This window comes from Streptomyces sp. NPDC018964 (assembly GCF_044390325.1).
GTDB lineage: Bacteria > Actinomycetota > Actinomycetes > Streptomycetales > Streptomycetaceae > Streptomyces.
In genome coordinates this window covers 155,224-174,352 of the sequence record NZ_JBIRYZ010000005.1, presented here as the reverse complement: position 1 = coordinate 174,352, position 19,129 = coordinate 155,224, and the positions used below count along the sequence as shown (strand labels likewise).

At 74.7% G+C, this 19,129-nt stretch carries 15 protein-coding genes; 12 read left to right on the top strand and 3 right to left on the bottom strand.

Annotated features, from left to right (window positions below; genetic code table 11):
- Positions 1 to 274: 274 nt before the first annotated feature.
- From ACH5AO_RS10575 to ACH5AO_RS10525, 11 genes are read left to right on the top strand one after another with little or no spacing between them, the layout of a single operon-like run.
- Positions 275 to 505 (top strand): hypothetical protein, encoded by a 231-nt coding sequence (locus ACH5AO_RS10575; protein WP_398923862.1) that lies wholly within the window; start codon positions 275 to 277, stop codon positions 503 to 505.
- Positions 498 to 1,268, top strand: a complete 771-nt coding sequence (locus ACH5AO_RS10570) for a hypothetical protein (protein ID WP_398923861.1) — start codon at positions 498 to 500, stop codon at positions 1,266 to 1,268. Before ACH5AO_RS10575 ends, ACH5AO_RS10570 begins: the two co-directional genes overlap by 8 nt.
- Positions 1,265 to 2,077: a protein phosphatase 2C domain-containing protein gene (locus ACH5AO_RS10565; RefSeq protein WP_398923860.1), complete on the top strand. Its 813-nt coding sequence runs from the start codon at positions 1,265 to 1,267 to the stop codon at positions 2,075 to 2,077. Before ACH5AO_RS10570 ends, ACH5AO_RS10565 begins: the two co-directional genes overlap by 4 nt.
- Positions 2,074 to 3,129, top strand: coding sequence for a hypothetical protein (locus tag ACH5AO_RS10560; protein WP_398923859.1), 1,056 nt, complete (start codon positions 2,074 to 2,076; stop codon positions 3,127 to 3,129). The genes ACH5AO_RS10565 and ACH5AO_RS10560 overlap by 4 nt, the downstream gene beginning before the upstream one ends.
- Entirely contained in the window at positions 3,126 to 3,818 is a 693-nt protein-coding gene (locus ACH5AO_RS10555) for a 4Fe-4S single cluster domain-containing protein (RefSeq protein WP_398923858.1), read from the top strand. The genes ACH5AO_RS10560 and ACH5AO_RS10555 overlap by 4 nt, the downstream gene beginning before the upstream one ends.
- Entirely contained in the window at positions 3,815 to 5,290 is a 1,476-nt protein-coding gene (locus tag ACH5AO_RS10550) for a hypothetical protein (RefSeq protein ID WP_398923857.1), read from the top strand. The genes ACH5AO_RS10555 and ACH5AO_RS10550 overlap by 4 nt, the downstream gene beginning before the upstream one ends.
- Entirely contained in the window at positions 5,278 to 7,545 is a 2,268-nt protein-coding gene (locus tag ACH5AO_RS10545) for an AAA family ATPase (protein WP_398923856.1), read from the top strand. Before ACH5AO_RS10550 ends, ACH5AO_RS10545 begins: the two co-directional genes overlap by 13 nt.
- Entirely contained in the window at positions 7,542 to 9,539 is a 1,998-nt protein-coding gene (locus ACH5AO_RS10540) for an Hsp70 family protein (RefSeq protein WP_398923855.1), read from the top strand. The genes ACH5AO_RS10545 and ACH5AO_RS10540 overlap by 4 nt, the downstream gene beginning before the upstream one ends.
- Positions 9,539 to 10,729 carry a hypothetical protein gene (locus tag ACH5AO_RS10535; RefSeq protein ID WP_398923854.1) on the top strand — a complete coding sequence of 397 codons (1,191 nt, stop codon included), beginning with the start codon at positions 9,539 to 9,541 and terminating at the stop codon, positions 10,727 to 10,729. The genes ACH5AO_RS10540 and ACH5AO_RS10535 overlap by 1 nt, the downstream gene beginning before the upstream one ends.
- The gene (locus ACH5AO_RS10530) at positions 10,726 to 13,224 is read left to right on the top strand and encodes a GTPase-associated protein 1-related protein (RefSeq protein WP_398923853.1); all 2,499 of its coding nucleotides are present in this window, start codon (positions 10,726 to 10,728) and stop codon (positions 13,222 to 13,224) included. Before ACH5AO_RS10535 ends, ACH5AO_RS10530 begins: the two co-directional genes overlap by 4 nt.
- A 6-nt stretch (positions 13,225 to 13,230) precedes the next feature.
- Positions 13,231 to 14,781 carry a hypothetical protein gene (locus ACH5AO_RS10525; protein WP_398923852.1) on the top strand — a complete coding sequence of 517 codons (1,551 nt, stop codon included), beginning with the start codon at positions 13,231 to 13,233 and terminating at the stop codon, positions 14,779 to 14,781.
- 219 nt (positions 14,782 to 15,000) lie between these two features.
- On the opposite strand, the gene ACH5AO_RS10520 is transcribed toward ACH5AO_RS10525, so the two are convergent.
- A complete protein-coding gene (locus tag ACH5AO_RS10520) occupies positions 15,001 to 16,713 on the bottom strand; it encodes a subtype B tannase (protein ID WP_398923851.1) in 1,713 nt (570 codons plus the stop codon).
- Between the two features lie 273 nt (positions 16,714 to 16,986).
- On the opposite strand from ACH5AO_RS10520, the gene ACH5AO_RS10515 reads away from it, so the two are divergent.
- The gene (locus ACH5AO_RS10515) at positions 16,987 to 18,198 is read left to right on the top strand and encodes an MFS transporter (RefSeq protein ID WP_398923850.1); all 1,212 of its coding nucleotides are present in this window, start codon (positions 16,987 to 16,989) and stop codon (positions 18,196 to 18,198) included.
- A gap of 103 nt (positions 18,199 to 18,301) precedes the next feature.
- On the opposite strand, the gene ACH5AO_RS10510 is transcribed toward ACH5AO_RS10515, so the two are convergent.
- Entirely contained in the window at positions 18,302 to 18,682 is a 381-nt protein-coding gene (locus ACH5AO_RS10510; RefSeq protein ID WP_398923849.1) for a hypothetical protein, read from the bottom strand.
- Positions 18,683 to 18,793: 111 nt separating this feature from the next.
- Entirely contained in the window at positions 18,794 to 19,009 is a 216-nt protein-coding gene (locus ACH5AO_RS10505; protein ID WP_398923848.1) for a hypothetical protein, read from the bottom strand.
- Between the last annotated feature and the right edge of the window lie 120 nt (positions 19,010 to 19,129).

Below are 19,129 nucleotides of genomic sequence, written 5' to 3'. Positions count from 1 at the left end.
GGCGCGCCGGGGCGTCCGCTGCGTGGCGCGTGGCCCCGGGGCGGCGGCCGCGGCGGAACGCGTCCGGCCCAGGATCCGACCGGCCCGTGACCAGCGGCCGACCGGGCGACCCGGTGGAATGGAAGAGCGCTCCGGTCCACGCGGGGAGGTGCGAGGGGGCGCGAGGGAGTGCGAGGGGGCGCAAGGATGTCACAAGGAGGTGCCGGACGATGCGTGGGCGGTTGATTCCCGCCGAGTCAGGGACAGTTGACTCTCCGTCACCTAACGTGGGCGCATGAGCGGCGGGATACGGGAGTGGGCTCTCGGGGCGCCGGGCCGGATCGTCACCTGGCCGGCACCCGACGCGTACGTACTGGTCGAGGGAGTGCTGCTGCGCATGCGCCCGGACACCCCGGGGACGGCACCGGGAACGGAGGTCGTCGTGGGCTGCGACACGGAGCGGCGGACCCTCGTCGCGCACAGGACCCCACCGGGGAACGAGGACGGACGGACCGGGAATGAGTGAGTACGGCATGGGGTTCGCGGAGGGCTACGACGAACGGCAGCCCGTCGTCCTGCTCCTCGACACCTCCGCCTCCATGGGGCGTCCCGCCCACAGCCCCCGCATCGACGAGCTCAACGACGCGTTGGACCGCTGGTTCGACGGGGTCAGGGCGGAGCCGAGGCTGCGCGCGCGGGTGGAGGTCTGTCTGATCGGCTTCGATTCGCAGGTGCGGGTCTTCGACCCCGTCCGGGAACTGCTGGTGCCGGCCGGGGAGACCACGGCGGACCGGCTCTTCGTACCGGTGGACCGGATGCGCCCGCCCCGGCTGGAGGCGGCCGGGCTCACCCGCATGACGGAGGCGGTCGAGACCGCGCTCGCTCTCGCCCGGGAGCGCTACCGGACGCTGCAGGCGCGGCGCGTCCAGGTGCGGAGGCCTTTCCTGTGGGTGCTGACGGACGGCGCGCCGAGCCACGCGGACGGACGGCCGATGGACCCCGCCGCCCTGGCCGGCACGGCCGAGAAGGTGCGCCTCGGCGAGGAACGGGGCGAATGCGTGTTCCAGGCCATCGGGGTGCGCGGTGCCGACCTGGAGCTGCTCCGCGTCCTCGCGCCCAAGGCGGCGCTGATGCTGGAGGGCCTGGACTTCGAGCGGATCCTCGATCTGCTGTTCTGGAGCTCGGACCGGATCGGCGAGGGCCAGGCCGCCGACGAGATCCACGGACAGGTCGCCGCCCTGGCGGAACGGCAGCGGCGCCTGCAACTGCTCGACGAGAAGTACCAGTGATCGTGGCGGGGGCCGCCGTACAGGGCACCGGGCACCTGGCGGCGGGGCAGGGATGCCAGGACGCCTTCAAGGCGGTCGACCTGGGCGCCGCGGCGGTGCTCGCCGTCGCGGACGGTGCCGGTGGCCGGGAGCGCAGCGCGCTCGGCGCGCACATCGCCGTCGACACGGCCTGCCGGGTGCTGACCGAGGACGCGCCGGACACGGAGGACGCACCGGAGACGTGGACACGGTGGGCCGCCGCGGCCGGCGCCCGGGTGGTCGCGGAGTACCTGCGGGCGGTGACGGCCGTACTGCCGGACACGCGGCCCGTCGACGCCGGTGCCCTCGCCGCCACCCTGGCCGCGGCGGTCGTCCGGCCCCCGTGGGCGGCGTTCGTCTCGGTCGGCGACTGCTTCGGCACGGTACTCACCCGCGGGACCGCCGATGCCGGCCCCGGGACCGGGACCGGGGCCGAGCGGTGCCATCTCGTCCTGCCGCCGCCCGAGCCCGGGGGGCCGGGACCCGTCTTCCTCTCCTCGCCCGGAGCCGCGCTGCGCACGCGGTCGTTCGTGGTGTGGGAACCGGAACTCAGCGGAGTCGTCCTGGCCACGGACGGCTGTGCCGCGCTGACCCTCGACCACCCCTCGGTGCGTGAACTTCCCCCGGAAGCAGGCCCGTTGCCGTCCGAGCGGTTCTTCTGCGGGCTCGCCGCCACCCTCCGCGCCAACGGCGGTGACGCCGAGCCCCTGCGCGCCCTGCTCTCCGGACCGGAGGCGGCCCGCACCGGCGACGACCTGACCGTGCTGTGCGCCCTGGTCGACGGGGGATGACCATGGCCCTCACGGTGGTGTCCCGCAACGGACGCGAGTGGCGCCTGACCGAGCGGATCGGCAGCGGCTCGGAAGGCGTCGTGTACGGCGTCGACGACGCGCGCCCGCTGGTGGCCAAGCTCGTCCCCGACCCGCCCGACCCCGCCGCCTACCGCCGGCGCATAGCCCGGCTGGTCCGGCAGCGCCGCGAGCCGCGCACGGTGCGGCTGCTCCCCGCGACGACGGTGCGGGTCGCCTGGCCGATGGTGGGGGTACGGACCGCGGGCCCGGACGCCGACGGGATCGACGGCTACGTGATGACCGACATGCGCCACGCCCACCGGCCGTTCGCGCACCTGCTCACCCCGGCCGCCCGCCGCGCCCCGCTGCCCCGGGCGACCTGGGCGACCGCGCTGGCCGCCGCCCGCTCGCTCGCCCGCCTCCTCGCGGACCTGCACGCCGAGGGCTATGTGGTGGGCGACCTCAAGCCCGACAACCTCTGGGTGGACGACCGGGGCGAGGTCGGCATGGCGGACGTGGACTCCTGGCAGTTCACGGACGGCGGCGAGCTGTTCCCGGGGCGGATGGGCACCACCGGCTACACGGCCCCCGAACGGATCGGCGCGCCCGCCGGCACCCCGCCGGACCGGACCTCCGACGACTTCGTGCTCGCCGTCCTCGTCCACCAGTTGCTGATGGGCGGCCTCCACCCCTTCGCCGGACACCCCGCGGACGGGAGCGACTACCTCTCCTACGACGACAACGTCCTGCACGGCCGGTGCCGCCTCCTCGACCGTACGTCGGTGCTGCTGCCCCGTTCCGTGCCGCCCCTCGACCTGCTGCCCCGCCGGCTCACGGACCTCCTGCGCGCCGCCTTCGGCGGGACCCGGCCCACGGCGGCGGTCTGGGCCGGGGCACTGGCCGCCGAGTCGGCCCCGGGACGGCTGCGGACCTGCGGGGCGAACGCCCTGCACGTGCACACGGTGGAGCGGCCCTGGTGCCCCTGGTGCGACCTGGCCGACCGGGCCGGCGGGACGGAGGCGGCGAAGACCACGGAGGAGAACACCGCATGACCGAGGTGAGGGGAACGACCGTGACCGGGGCGACGGGAACGACCGGGGTGCCGCGGCTCTCCGTGGCCCGCAGGCTCGACCACTGCACCGTCCTCGGCCCGGGGACCCGTGCCGTGCTCTGGGTCCAGGGCTGCCCGCTGCGCTGCCGCGGCTGCGTGGCGGCGGAGACACTGCCCTTCGAGGGAGGCACCGCCCACACCGTGGACGAACTCGCCGACTGGCTCTGCGGACTGCCCGACGTGGAGGGCGTCACCCTCTCCGGCGGTGAACCCTTCAGCCAGGCGGCGGGCCTGGCGGCGCTGCTCGACGCCGCACGCGCGCGCAGGCCGGACCTCAGCGCGATGGCGTACTCGGGATTCCGGTACGAGGCGCTGCGCGCGGGCGGCCCGGACCGGCGCGCCCTGCTGCGGCGCCTCGACCTCCTCGTCGACGGACCCTACGTGGCCGCGCGCCACGGCAGTCTGCGCTGGCGCGGCTCGGCCAACCAGCGCATCGTCGCCCTCACCGGCCGCTACGCGCACCTGGCGGCCGAGCCCGACACCAGTGCGGGTGTCGAGCTCTCGCTGGAGGCCGACGGATCGCTCTCCTGGGCCGGGGTGCCGCCGACCCCCGGGTTCCGGGAGGGCTTCGAGGAACAACTCGCGGCGCGGGGCTTCGTGCTGCACACCCGGGCACGGAGGGAAGCATGAGCGGATCACCGAAGTACAGCACCGTCACGGTCGCCCCCGCCTACCGGCAGCGTGAGGAGCGGCGGCGTCGCGAACAGCAGGCGGCACGCCGCAGGCGGGAGGAGCAGCGCGCCAGGGAACGTGCCGAACTCGCCGCGAAGCGCGCCCGGGAGGCGGCCGCGCGCCGGGAACGGGCCAGGGCCGCGGCCGAGCGCAGGAAGAACGAGCTCGCGGCCCGGCGCGCCGCCGAACAGCAGGCCCACGCCACCCGGCTGGGCCGGGAGCAGGCCGGCGCCGACGCGCGCCGCCTCGACGAGGTGCGCGACCTGCTCGGCCGTGTCCGGGCGTCCGACGACGGCACGCTCACCGGCGAACTGCGAGAGCTGGAACAGTGGTTGCTGGACCTGCGGAGCAGGATCGGCACCACGGACCGGCTCGACGGGCCGATCGAGGAACTGCGCGGGCGCGTCGTCCTGCTGAGCCGGCGAGGGGACGGCCGGGAGCGGGACACCGACCCCGGCGCCGTCCTGGCCGGCTTCGAGCGGCGGCTCGCGGAGACGGGACCGGACGCGGCGGAGCACGACCCGGAGGGCCGGCGGTACTGCGCGGAACTGCTCGACCGGCTGCGCGCCACGGCCGGCCCGGACGGCCGGACCCGCTTCGAGGCACTGCTCGGCACGGTGGAGCACGCGCTGACCCGGCACGCCGCGACCGTCGCGCAACGCGTCGAGGACGAGCTGCGCCGCGACCGGGAGGCGCGGGAGGAACGGCGGCGGGCCGAGGAGCACGCCGCGGCACGGGCGGCGGCCGAGGAAGCGGCCGAGGAGGCGGAACGCGAACGCCTGGAGGCGGAACACGAACGCCGGACGGCGGTGCTCGGCGAGGCGGCGGACCGGCTCGACGTCGTGCACCGGTCCGCACGGGACGCGGCGGACGAGGCCCGCGAGCTCGCCGACACCGGACTCGCCGGGCGGATCGAGGAGGCCCTGCGCGCCGCCGCCGCGCACCTCGAGGCGGGCGCGGCGGACGAGGCCCTCACGGCGGTCGCGGCCCTGGAGGAACTGCTCCCCGAGGCGGAGGCCCGCCTGGACGAACTGCAACTGGCCCACACCCGCCGGATGGACCTGGGGCAGGCACTGCAGGACGCCATGCTCGGCGAGGGGTTCGCCTTCCTCGGCGGCGAGGACCAGGGCGAGCGCCTGGTCCTGCGCTTCGAGCGGCCCAGTGGAGCGAGCTACGAGACGACGATCGCCACGGACACCGGCGGCACACCCGTACTCGTCTACCACGTGGACGGTGAGCCCGACGTGACCCTGGAGCCGGCGCCCGAGGGCGCGGTCTGCGACCGCACGGAGGACCTCCTGGAGCGGGTGCACGAGATGGTCGGCGAGCAGGACGGCTTCGTTCCCGGCGAGCTCACCTGGCAGGGCAAGCCGCCCTCGCGGCAGGCCGGACGGCTGCCGGGCGCGGAGGAGTGGCGGTGGACGCGGTGAGCACGGTCGACTGGGGGAAGCGGGCGAACGGCGCCGGCGGCACGGGTGCCCGGCCGGCCGCGCGTCCTGACCACCCGGGCGGCACCGCCCGGGACGGCGAGCCGGCCGCCGCGGACGGCATGATGCCGCTGTGGGCCGTCTCCCTCGGGTGGGAGCTGCGGCGCGGGCGCCAGGTGATCCTGAACGGGCAGATCAGGGACCGCTGGTGGTTCGAGGACCGGCCCGCCTCCTTCCGGCAGGTGGTCGCCGGGATGCTGGAGACACGCGGCGCGGAGGTGGTCGGCTGGTGGGACCCGGTCGCCGGGCTCACCTTCCCGCTGCCCGGCCACGCCGATCGCTTCGACCGCCTCACCGCCGGCCTCCCGGCCGACGGGACCCGCGGGACCGGCGGCGGCCCCGCACCGTCCGGGAGACCCGACGGCACGCCCGGCACGGGCCGGGCACCCCGCGACACCGAACACGGCGGCGCACCGGGCGGTGTGCCCGGCGCCGCGGACCCCGGCGCACGCGGCGGCGGGGCGGACGGCTCGGGCCGATCGCCCGTGGACGGTCCCGTCCGCCCGCCGGCCGACGGAACGGCGGCCCGGCCCTGGGAGGGACGCGGCACGGCGGACGCGGCGGGCGACGGCACGTCCCGCACCGCGAGCTCCCGGCGCGGTGACGAACGGCAGCGCGGCCGGGACCGCCTGCTGACCCCGCGGACGCCGGGCCGGCCCCGTACCTTCGACGACGTCGTCGCCACCGTGCACCGCCTCGTCGCCTCGCCCGACACGGCCACGGCCTTCGTCTTCGAGGACGTCGACCACCACCTCCCGCCCGGCCAGCCCGATTCGCACCTGGGCTATCTGCGGTTGCGCGCCGCGATGACGGACGCGGTGTCCCCGCGCTCCGCCACCGGACCCGCCCCGCACGCCCGCAACGCCGTCCTGTGCGCGGTGGGCGACGTCGGACGGCTGCCCGGCTGGTTCCACCTGGAGGACCCGCGGATCGCGACCCTGCACATCGGCCCGCCCGACCCCAGCGAGCGACGCCTCTGGCTGACCTGGCTGCGACGGCACTTCAACGGCGCTCAGGACGCCTCGCGCGCCGACCTCGAGGCACTGGTCGGCGCCACCGACGGCATGGCGGGCTGGGACATCGAGGCCCTCGCCCGGACCTCGTGGCTGCGCAGAGTGCCCCTGGGCAAGCCGGACAAGCTGCTGGAGCAGCACCGGCTCAACGTGAGCGTCGATCCCTGGACCCAGCTCGACCGGGAGACCGTGGCCGGTGCCGCCGCGGTGCTCGGGACCCGGGTGGTCGGCCAGTCCACGGCGGTGGACGCCGTCGCGTCGGCCCTCCAGTCCGCCTTCGTCGGCGTCGACTTCGGCACCTCGGGGACCGCCCGCCCCCGGGGCGCGTTCTTCTTCGTGGGTCCCACCGGCGTCGGCAAGACCGAACTCGCCAAATCCGTCGCCGAGCTGATGTTCGGTGACCAGAGCGCCTACGCCCGGTTCGACATGAGCGAGTACCAGCAGGAGCACGCCGCCGAGCGCCTCGCGGGCGCGCCACCGGGCTACATCGGCTACGAACAGGGCGGCGAGCTGACCCGCAGGGTGCAGGAACGGCCGTTCAGCGTGCTGCTCTTCGACGAGATCGAGAAGGCGCACCCCAAGGTGCTGGACAAGTTCCTGCAGATCCTGGAGGACGGCCGGCTCACCGACGGACGCGGCCAGACCGCGTACTTCTCCCAGTGCCTGATCATCTTCACCTCCAACACGGGCGCCGACGCCGTGCGGGACCTGCTGAGCGAGCGCGACGGCGAACTCCCCTACGCCGCGCTGCGGGCGCACTTCACCAGAGCGGTGGAGGAGAAGTTCCGGCAGATCGGCAGGCCGGAGATCTACGGACGGCTCAAGCCCGGCGTGGTCGTCTTCGACATGCTGCGCCGCGAGCACACCGTCCGGATCGCCGACCGGCTGCTGGGACAGCTCGGCGAGTCGGTGCGCGAACGGCACCGGGTCGAGCTGGTCCACGACACGGGGACCCTGCACCCGTGGATCACCGAGCGGATGGCGGACCCCGAGCACCAGGCGTACGGCGGACGGCAGATCCGCAACGAACTCGAACAGGTGCGCGCGGCCGTCGTGCGCCACCTGCTGGAGCACCGGCCGGCCCCGGGCACCCGGATCCGGGTGGGCGTCGCGGCCGACGGCACGGTGTGCGTCACGGCCGACGGGACCGCGCCGGCCGTGCGGGAAGGAGACGGGGGAGCATGATCGGCATCGACCTCGGGCACCGTTTCGGACGCGTCGGACGGATCGGCCCCGACGGCGGCCCGGCCGTGGACGCGACCGAACTCGACGGCGTGGACGGCGTCCGCGACCCACAGCGCGCGCTGCCCCTGCTGTTCGGGCCCGCCCCGAGCGGCACGGCCGCCGCCGCGGCGGAACCGGACCGGCAGGCGGTCCTCGGCATACCCGCGTCCGGCGGGCGGGAGGACGAACTGCGGCGCGCGGCCGAGAGCGCCGGGCTGGACGTCGCCCGCGTGGTCCCGGACCCGGTGGCCGTGGCGCTGCACTACGGCGCGGTCTCCGAGGGCGTGGACCGTACGGTGCTGGTCTGCGACCAGGGGGCGACGACGCTCGACCTGACCGTCCTGGCCATCACGCCCGACCTCACGGTGCGCGTCGTGCGGACCCGCAGCCACCCGCTCGGCGGTGACGACTGGGACGCGGCACTCGCCGCTCTCCTCGCCGGCCGGCTGCCGGACGGGGTGGACCCGCGCCGGGCGGCGGAGCTCCTGCGGCACGCGCCGGGCGGTTCGGACCGCGTCACCGGGACCGTGGCGGACGGGACGGGTGGCCGGCACCGACTGGACCTGGACCGTGCCGACTTCGAGCGGGCCGTGACGCCACTGAGGGAGCGGGCCCTCGCCGCCGTGGCCGGGGAACTGTCCACGGCGGAACCCGCGGTGGACACCGTCCTGCTGGCCGGCGGCCTGTGCGCGATGCCCGGCCGGCGGGCCGAGATCGAGGAGCTGCCGGCCGCCCAGGGCCTCACGGTCCGCTGCCACCTGCCCGAACTCGCCGTCGTACGAGGGCTGCTGGAGCTGCGCGACTTCGGTGTCCTGCGCATCGTCACCGGCCCCGCCGCCGGCCCGGCCCGGACGGACGACCGGTACCTGCTGCCGGACGCCCTCACCGCCCCCGCTCCCGTACCGGACCCCGTACCGGACCCGGACCCCCGCCCGTGGCAGCCGCTGCCCGAGGACCCCGAACCGGAAGCGCGCCGGGACGCCCCGCCGCCCGCCCCGGCCGGTACGCGCCAGGTCCCCGCCACACCCCCGAGGACAGCCGAGGACGGACGTCCCCCGCGCCCCGGTCACCCGCGCCCGCCGGCTCCGGACACCGGTCCTCCGCCCGCACCCTCCACGCCCTCCACCGTCCCCGGCCCCCGCCCCGCGCCGGAGGACTCACAGCCGTCCCCGGCCGCCCCCGGACCCGCCGGGCCGGCCCGGCCTCGCGCCGCCGCCCAGGAGCCGCGGCCGGACCCGTACGCCTCCCACCCCGTCGATCCCCCCGCCCCAAGCCCCGCCGGTCCGCCCGCCGGTCCGCCCGCGGACCCGCGGGCCCACCTCGCGCTCCCGGTCGGCCGGCTCCAGGCCCTGCGCCGCGGCGACCACCTCCTCGTCCTGTGGGCCTGGCCCGACGGCGCCCTCAGCGCCCGCGTCCGCTGGCGCCGCGAGGGAGGCACCGCCGGACCGGACGGCGTACCGAGGGACGGCGACATGATCTGCCGGCGCCGGGTCTACGAACACGACGGCGGCCTCGAACTGGCCGTCGGCCGGGACGCGGTCACCCTCACCGTCGAGGCCCTGGTCGCGGACTCCGGCGCGGACTGCGAGGGCGCCTCGTCGCTGCTCGTGCCCGCTCAGGCGCCCGTGGTGGAGTACGAGCCGAGCGTGCGCCGGCGCCTCAAGGGCCGGGTCGCGTCGGTCGCCTTCACCTCCGTGACCGGCTGCGACCTGCCCGCCCTGCGCATCGTCCACAGCCTCGGCCGGTTCCGCCCCACCAGCACCGCCGAGGGCACCGTGCTGCACGAGGTGCCCGCGCAGCGACTGCCCGCCGGCACCCCGCTGACCGTGGAGTTCCCCCTGCCCGCCACCCGGGGCCCCTCCTGGCTGGTCTGCTTCCCCGCGGACGGCAACGCCGCCACCGACGCCGCCGTCGAGATCCGCCCGACGGCGCTGCACAGACTGCGAGTGACCTGATGGCCAGACGACTCACCTGCCCGTACTGCTACGAGAACTTCGCCCCGCGCGAGATCCGCTTCCGCTGCAACTGCCGCCTCAGCCGGACCGGCAAACAGTGCCGGCGCGTGCGCGACGAGGTGCTGGACGAGCGCAGGGGCCCGCGCCCCAGCCACGACCTCGGCCCGGTCTTCGCCGCGGACGGCCGCAGACCGACGGCCGTGTGCCCGGGGTGCGACGGCGAGAGCACCTACCGGATCTGCCCGGTGTGCCACTCGGAACTGCCCGTCCAGTTCGGCAGGGTGGACAGCCGTCTGATCGCCATGGTCGGTGCGAAGGCGTCCGGCAAGACCGTCTACATGACGGTGCTGCTGCACGAGATGAAGCACAGGGTCGGCGAGGCGTTCGGGGCGGCTCTGATGGGCCTGGACGACGCGACGATGCGCCGCTACAGCGCCGACTACGAGGACCGCCTCTACCGCGACAACCAGATGTTCCCCGGCACCCAGACCGCGTCCACCAACCTCAACCGGGTGGACCCGCTGGTCTTCCGCTTCAGCCTGCACCGGCGCACCCTCCTCGGCGAACGCCCGCAGCACACCGTCCTGTCGTTCTTCGACACCGCGGGCGAGGACTTCAACTCCCGGGAGAGCGTGGAACTCAACACCCGTTACCTCACCGGCGCCGACGGCATCGTCCTGCTGCTGGACCCGCTGCAGATGCGCGACGCCCGCGACAGCGCCCTGCCGGGCACGCCGATGCCCGGCACCGAGGGCCTCGACGCGCCCATGGACCTCCTGTCCCGCGTCACCGGCCTGCTGCTCGCACCCCGCGGCGGCCGGCCCGCGCAGAAGATCGACACGCCGATCGCGGTGGTCTTCTCGAAGATGGACGCCTTCTGGCACCTGCTGGACGCCGGCAGCCCGCTGCGCGACCACGCACCGCCCAGCGCCCGCTTCGACGTGGGCGACAGCCTCAGCGTCCACGAGGAGGTGCGCAGGCTCCTCAAGGACTGGGACGGCGTCCAGATCGACCAGCTCCTGGAGAACCACTACACGCGCTACCGGTACTTCGGCGTCTCCGCCCTCGGCCGCAACCCCACCCCCGACGCCCGGGTCGCCCCCACCGGCATCCAGCCCTACCGGGTGGCCGACCCGTTGCTGTGGCTGCTCTCCGAGTTCGGTTCGGTGCCGAAGGCGGGACGCGGATGACCGGCGAGGCCGCGCCCCCGCGGCCGGCCGGCCCGGCGGCGCGCTTCCAGCAGCTGTACTACACCTCCTGCGAGCACGGGCTCAGCGGTTTCTCCGGGTTCCAGTTCAACGCCGTCAGCGCGGGCGTCAGCGCCGAGACCCGGCACGCCGTGGAGGCCCTCGCGGGATACGAACCGCCGCGCTCCATGGTGGAGTCGGACACCCCGGAACTGCTCGAGCGCTGCCCGGTCAACCTCTGCTACCGGCCCCACGACCCCCGGGGCCGGGCCGCCACCGTGCTGTGCGTGCGGTACGTGGGCCGGGACTCCGCCCGCCGCTTCGGCAACTACTTCGCCCACGCCCTGCACAGCGAGGACTTCCCGGCGGCCGGCGGCGGGATGCTCGGGATCGAGCTGTGGGACTCGCCGGTGTGGACCCGCGCCACGTCCCCGCACACCGAGATCCCGGTGCTCGCGGCGACGCCCCCGCGCGGCCCGCTCGGCCCCGGGGCGGTACGCGACTTCCTCCGCTCCCACCCGCACGCGGCGCGGCTGCCGGAGCTGCTGGCCGCCGTGTTCGCCGCCCTCACCGAGCACGGCTCGGTGGTGGTCGTCGACGAGTCGACCGGCCGGATCGCGCACTGGTTCGCCGCCGTCTCCTACCTGCTGCCGCCCCCGCTGGCCCGCCGCCTCTCCTTCGCCACCTACGTCTTCCGGCCCGCCCGCAGCAGGCTGCACCTGATCGGCACGGTGCCCGAGGCACCGCTCGACTTCGGCACGGACGACGAGGCCGCCTACACCGTCTTCGACTTCTCCCGGGGCCGTTTCCCCGAGGTCGCCGTCCCCCGCCTGGTGCCGCTGCTCACCCGGATCGGCGTCGGCTCCGTCCGGCCCGTCTGGTCCTGGACGGCGGACTACGTCCACGGCCGGGAGGAGACACCGGACGACTGGTACGCCCCCGTCGCCGCCGCGGCGGCCTCGGGCGGCATCGCCCTCACCGGCGCCGACGTGCGCGCGGTGATCGGCTGGCTGGCCGACGCCGACCACCTGGGGGCGCGACGGGCCGCCGTCGCCGCCGGCCTGCACCGCGAGTACCGGGACCTGGACGAGGGGCAGTTGGCGGTGCTCAGCGCCGCCGCGAAGGCGGGCGGCGACCCGGCCGCGCACCGGGAGATCGAGGGCAAACTGCACGAGTCCCGGATGCGGGCCCACATGACCGGTGCCGAGGACGCCACCGCACCCGTGCCGCTCACCGACCCGGCGGAGCGCGAACGGGCCACCGTCCTGTGGGAACGGCTGCTGCGGACGGAGGCCACCACGGCCCGGCAGCGGGTGCGGCTGCTGCTCTGGGCGCACGGCGCCCGCCTCACGCCGGCACCGGACCTCGTCGAACGCGAGACGCTCGCCCTGGCCCGCGCCCTGCTCGGTTCCGCCACTCCGGGCCCCGGCCTGCGGCGAGAGGTGGTGGACCTCGTCGAGGGGGTGCCGCGGATGCGGGAGGCCCTGGCGGAGGCGGTACAGGAGGCCCTGGAGGAGAGGGACGGGCAGGAGCAGCTCTTCACGCGGTTCCCCGCCGACCTGCTCGGTGAACGGGACCTGCGCGACCGCCCGCTGCTCCTGGAGCACCACTGGCGGGCACGGGCCGAACGGGAACCCTCGCGCACGGTCGAGATCATGTTCGCGATCCTGGAGCTCCGCGGCCGGACCTCACCCGACGCCGAACTGCTGCGAGGCCTGTGGCGGCACCCCTCACGGACCTGGACCCACCAGGAGGCACTGCGGATCGCCCGGGGGCTGTCCGGCGCGGGGCACGTGGACGAGGCGGTCGGCGAGTGGTTCGACCGCGCGGTCAACCAGCGGATCGACGACGAGGCAGACCTGTCGGCCTGCCTGCGGCTGTGCGAGACGCTCTCCTCGCCCGGGTGCTTCGCCTGGCTGCCGCCGTCCGCGCAGGAACGCGTCCGGACCGTCCTCGAACTGGACCGGGCGCTGCGCGAGGAACGCGAGGCCACCGAACTCGCCCTCGCGTTCGACGTCCCGGGCACCGCCCTGTGGACCGCACCGCAGGCACTGAGGCGGTACCGCCTGGTGCCGGCCATGCTGGCCCTGCCCGCCGATGTCGGCCGGCTCCGCGACGAGCTCCCCGGCTTCAGCCACTCGCTCGCCGAGCGGTACCTCGTGGCCGTGCACCGGGCGGCGACCGGCGCCGGGCGGATCGACGACGTCCTGCTCGGCCACGTCGCCGCCGTGACCGCGCTGCCCACGGTCACCGGACGGCTTCCGCAGACACAGCGGGAACTCGTCCACGAGATCCGCCACCACACCGGCAAGTACTGGCGGACCGACGACCTGAGACGGCTGGAGGACGCGGTACGCCCCCACCACCCGGGGCTCGCCGACTTCTACCGGGAGTACGCCGAGGCCCGCCTGAGCGGCACGCGGAAGCTGGTCCGGAAGATGCGGCTGCCCCGCCGCGTTGGCAAGGACGGCTCCCCGGACGAGAAGAAGGGACGGTGACGTCCGGTGGCCGAGATCATCGTCTGGGTCCTCGTACCCGTGCTCTACCTCGCCGTGCTCTCCGTCTACCTGACGGTCGCCCCGGCCGTCGTGCTGCTGCGCGGTCTCGCGCTGGCGGCGGAGCTCCTGTGGGGCCACGTCCGGCTGCTGATCGGCGTCCTGTACCGGCGCACCCCCGAGTTCCGGACGCTGCCGCCCTACCGTCCGCAGGACGAGGACGTGAAGGCGTACCGCAACTACTTCTTCGGACCGGGCTTCCGCGACCTGCGCCAACTCCTCACACTGGAGCGGCGGTCGTACGCGCGGACCGTCGGTGACTCCTTCCGTGCCGTGACCTCGGGACAGTTCGTCGCCCCGGCGCGGCACCGGGCGGTCACGGTGCCGTACGGGCTGACGCTGTACCTGGGCCTGTGCCTGGGCGCCGTCCTGGCGCTGCCCCCGCTCGCCGCGCTGCTGGCGCTGCACGGACTCGTCCTCGTCCTGCTGACGGGCGGGGCCCGACTGGTCGCCGGCACCCTGAGGGCCGTCGACCGGATCGTGCTGTGGGCCAAGCGGCTGCGCACCGGGATGCTCTGCCCGCACTGCTTCGAACGCGTCCCCTACCCGGCCTACGACTGCCCCCGCGCGACCTGCCGGCGCCGGCACGCGGACATCCGGCCGGGCACCTACGGCGTCTTCCGGCGCCGCTGCGAGTGCGGGCAGCGCATGCCGACCCTGCTGATGCTGATGAGCAGGGACGAGCGGCTCCAGGCGTACTGCGTGCACCCGCACTGCGGGAAGCCGATGAACACCGACGCCGGACACATGCCCGAAGTGGTCCTTCCGCTGATCGGCGGACGGGCCGCGGGCAAGACCCAGCTGATGGCGGCGATGCTGCTGACACTGGAGAACGCGGCGGCGGACGGCGGCCCGGCCCTCACCCTCGCCGACGACGAATCGGACGCCAAGTACCAGGTACTGCGCGAGGTACTGCGGATGAGGGGTCACACCCTCGCCACCCAGAAGGAACTGCCCCGGGCGCACTCCTTCGTCCTCGGCACCGGCCGCACCGAGCGGCTGGTGCACCTCTTCGACACGGCGGGTGAGCGGTTCGTCGACCGCGACGAGACGGACGCGCTGCGCTACGCCCGGGCCGCCCGCACCTTCGTCTTCGTCCTCGACCCCATGGCGGTGAAGGCCTTCTGGACCTCGCTCGAACCCGCGCCGGGTCCGCTGCTGGACCGCACCCTCGCCTCGACGGTCGATCCGGAGGAGGTCTACGGCCGGTCGGTGCAGGCGGTGGCCGCGATGGACGCGCCGCTGAAGCGTTCGCGCCTGGCCGTCGCCATCAGCAAGACGGACCTGCTCGCCGGGCACGGCCTGGTGCCCAACAGCCTCGACGACAGTGACCGCGCCCGCGCCTGGCTCAGCGACGGCCTCGGCCTGCGCAGCCTCGTGCAGGCGATGGAGCTGGACTTCCAGGAGGTCCGTTACTTCTGCACGGCCGCGGTCGCCGACGAGGACGCCCGGGTGGACGCCAGCATCACCCGGTTCGTCGACTGGTGCCTGCGGGGTTGAGGACGGCACCGTACGCGCGGGAACGCGTCGGCGGGAGACCCGCGCCGCGCCCTCACCGGCACGGCACGACTCCGGTGCGGGCGGTGGCGTCTGCCCCGTGGGCGCGGCGTACGGCCGTTCGGTACGGGGGCGGTCGCCCACGTGGTGCCGCGACGCGGGGCTTCGGCCGGCACGGGGATGCGCGCCGGCCGCACCCGCGCCCGTGACACCCCGGCCCGGCTACCGGGAACGACGGCCGGCCGGCGGGTCGCCGGCCGTGCGGACGGCCTCGGCGATCCAGGCCATGGCTTCGGGCACGTCGAAGTTGCCGGCGTGCGGCTGGTTCCAGGCGAGCCGGTGGTCGAGGTCCTCGACCTGCTGGTCCGCGGCGAGCGCCCGGTCGAGGTTGACCGACACCGTGAAGGAGGTGTCCCGGTCGCGGGTGCCGTGGCGGACGTACCAGTTCGGCGCGGTGTCGGCGCGGGTGCCGATGAAGTCCATGGGGTTGATCAGGTGGACCTGGTCGTCGACGGTGGTGCTCCTCCTGCTCGTGTACTGCTTCCAGGTCAGCCCGGTGTCGTCGAGGCCGCTGCCGTCGCCGGCGACGTCGTTGTGGTTCCAGCCGTACTCGGTGTAGTTCATGTACGTCTGCGTCGGCGGGCCGAAGAGGTTGGTCTCGGTGCGGCTGGTGGTGTTCCCGTCGACGCCCGCCGCGTCGAAGGCCGGGGTCGTCTTCAGTGTGGCCTGGGTGGCGACGAAGGCGAGGTACTTCGTCATGTCGACGGAGCGCACCGTGCGGGTGGCGGTGTCGACGTCGATCCAGTCGTTGACGTACGACGTGGTGGTGCCCCTCGACGTGATCTCGAAGGTGCCGCCCAGCGGCGGGATCGTGTGGGCGGGGTCCGCCTCCAGGTAGGTCTCCGCGGAGCGGACGACCTCCTCCTCGATGGCGTCGAGCATGGTCGCGGCGGTGAGCCGGGAGCCGTCGGGGTTGCGCAGGTTGAGGCTCTTCTCGTACGCCGCGAACCGGGCCGCCATCTCCGCGGCCCCCTCGGGCGAGGTGTTCTGCCCGGTGGTGTCGCGGGTGCCGAGGGCGTTGTAGAGCCACTCGTAGGCGATGTCGGCGTTGCCGAGGTCGGTGATCGGGCAGTAGGCGTTGACGGCGAAGACGTCGTCGCGCAGGGTGCTGCGCCCCTTGGCGTCGACGCCGGCGGCGCCGATCGCGGCGAGGTACGGGGCGTACTCGGCGCTGTTGCCGGAGGCGCCCAGGATCGACGCCAGCGCGCCGCCGCCGCTGGTGCCGTTGACGACGATCCGTTCGGCGCTGCCGGGCATCGCGGTGTCGTTGAGGCGCAGGTAGCGCACGGCGGCCTTGGCGTCGACCACCGCCGCGGGGGCCTTGCCGGGGGACGAGCCGTCGGCGCCGACCAGTCCGCGGCTGCGGTTGGCGACGTCGACGAAGACGTATCCGGCCTTCAAGGCGGCGCCGACGTTGCTGGTCGAACTGTCGTAGGAGGAACCGGCGGTCACGCTCGCCCGTAGGTAACTGGCCATCCAGCCACTGTTGTTCACGGCGAAGTAGATGGGCGCCCGCTGGTCGCCGAAGGCGCTCTCGGGGACGAACACGTTCATGCTCTGGTAGCCGCAGGCGGTGTCGGTGATGGTGGTGCTGCCCCCGGTGGGACCACCGGACTGCTGTGCCGCGGCGGCGACCGGGTTCGCGACGTAGCAGATCTCCTTGTACCAGCGCACGGTCACGGGACGGCCGTCGACGGTGACGGTGATCGTCGTGTAGCCGGAGGAGTCGAAGGCGAGCGCCGCGTCCTGGGGGTCCGCGGCAGGGCCACGGCTCTGCGCGGGGGCGGCCGCCGCGACGGTGGCCGGTACTACGACGGACGTGAGGACGAGGGAACCCGCGAGCGCCACGCCTCTCAGGAGGCGTGTGCGGATCACGGGGCGTTCCGCCCGCACGCTCGTCGGGTGGGCGAGTGCGTCACGTCCGTGGGAAGCGGTCAGCCGCTGCATGGGTCTCCCCTCATCGAGCACCAGGTGCTCCGCCGATGCCTCGGGGTCAAGGCGTGACGCACGCTACAAGATTGTCAACAATATGCCCAGCAATCTAGCGGGCATTTTTTCCCGGAGCTCTCGGACCGTGTGCGATGCGGATGCGTACGGTCGTGCACACTGAGAATGTACGACCGTACGCTCCGCCTGTAGGCTCCCCGCATGACTGTCGACGTACTGCAGCAGCCCACCCGGGCCGACCGGCGGGCCCGTGCGGCCGTGGCCGTGCTGTTCCTCACCAACGGGGCGCTGTTCGCCAACCTGCTGCCGCGGTATCCGCAGATCAAGGCCGATCTCGGCATCGGGAACGCCGCCTACGGGCTCGCCGTCGCGGCGTTCCCGACCGGTGCCATCGCCGCGGGCCTGGCGGCGGGAGTGCTCGTCCGCCGGCTGGGGTCGGCCCGCGTCGCGGTGGCCGGCACCCTGCTGACCGGCGCGGGAGTCCTCGCCGCGGGCCTGGCCGACTCGGTGGCCGTGTTCGCGGCGGCGCTGTTCCTGGCCGGGGCCATGGACGCGATCACGGACGTCGCGCAGAACGCCCACGGCCTGCGGGTGCAGCGCCGCTACGGACGCTCCATCATCAACTCCTTCCACGCCATCTGGTCCATCGGTGCCGTCACCGGAGGAGCCATGGCCGCCGGCGCGGTCGCCCTGGACCTGTCCCGGGGGCAGCACCTGCTCGTCTCGGGCGTGGTGTTCGGGATCGCCGCCTGTGCCGCCCTGCGCCACTGCCTGCCCGGGCCCGACACCGAGCCGGCCGGGGAAGGAGGGGGCGCCGCGGACGGCGACCCGCGGCGGGCGCGGAACACGACGGCCTCCCGGCGCACCGGGTACGTGCTCACCGCTCTCGTCCTCATCGCCACCGCCGGCACCCTCGTCGAGGACGCGGGCAACTCCTGGGCCGCGCTGTACCTCGCCGACTCCCTGGACGCGTCGGTGACACTGGCCGCCTGCGGATTCATCGCCCTGGTCGGAGCGCAGTTCGTCGGCCGCCTGATCGGTGACCGGCTCGTGGACCGGTTCGGCCAGCGGCGGGTGGCCCGCGCCGGCGGGGCCGTCGCCGCGGCCGGCATGGGCCTGGCGCTGGCCGTCCCCACGGTGCCGGGGACGGTCCTCGGCTTCGCCGCGGCGGGATTCGGCGTGGCGACCCTCGTACCCGCGGCGATGCACGAGGCCGACGAACTGCCCGGCCTCAAGCCCGGATCGGGACTCACCCTCGTCTCCTGGCTCATGCGCCTGGGCTTCCTGTGCTCCCCGCCCGTCGTCGGACTCGTCGCCGACGCGGCCGGCCTGCGCACGGGCCTGCTCGTAGTACCCCTGGCCGGACTCCTCGTCGTCCTGCTCGCCGGGGTGCTGCGCCCCCGGCGACGCTGAGACACCGGGCGGAAACGGCTCCGGGCCGGAACGGCGCCGGGCACACGGAGCCTGCGGCGTCCGCTGTCCGCGGTCACGAGGCGGAGCCCACACCCGCCGCGGATCAGCCGGGCAGCACGCCGAGGAGTGCGGCCCCCACGGCGGCGAACAGCGCGGTGACCGCCGGGGCCGACCCGCGCAGGCGCCCCCGGGCCACCTGCGCGAGGGCCGTCGCGGCGAGCGTGGGCCACAGAATGCCCAGCGCGGCCTGGCCCACGGTGAAACGCTGCGTGATCAGGGCCCCGACGACGTACCCGACGGCCGCCGCCACCACGGCCACGGTGAAGTCGGGGCCGTAGGGATCCCAGGGGGCGGGAGAGCCGGCCGTGTCCGCGGACCGGCGCCTGCTCCGGACGGACCGGACGATCACGGTGATCACCGCCACGGCGGCGACCGCGGTCCACAGGACGGTGGGAACGACGAGGAGGGGACTGGGGGAACTCATGGGAAATCCTTCCCGCAGGCCCGCTCCGGCCGGGAGCCTCCCGGCCGGAGCGGGCCGTCGTACGGATGGGGCGGGGGCCGCCGACCGCTCAGGGCCGGTGGTCCCGGGGGGTCACGGCTTCGTCTTGATGCACTTGTCGTAGACGGCGTCCAGGCTGAGGATCGCGGAACCCGACGTGATCATCATGGTGGCCGGGCGCTGCATGCGCAGGTAGCGGGTACGGGCGCTCATCACCCGCGAGATCGCGGCACGGATGCCGCCCCACCGGCGGATGACCTGCCGGATCCGGCGCACCTTCGCCGCCGACTTCGGCAGCTCCTTCCTCAAGGAACTGCTCTTGGACTGTACGACCCGCCCTTCTCACCGCGTTCTTGCAGTATCTTCCTGCCCCTGCCGTCGGGGAGGAGTTCCACCGTGAGCCGCCAGGCGTCGGGCGCCAGGTCCGGC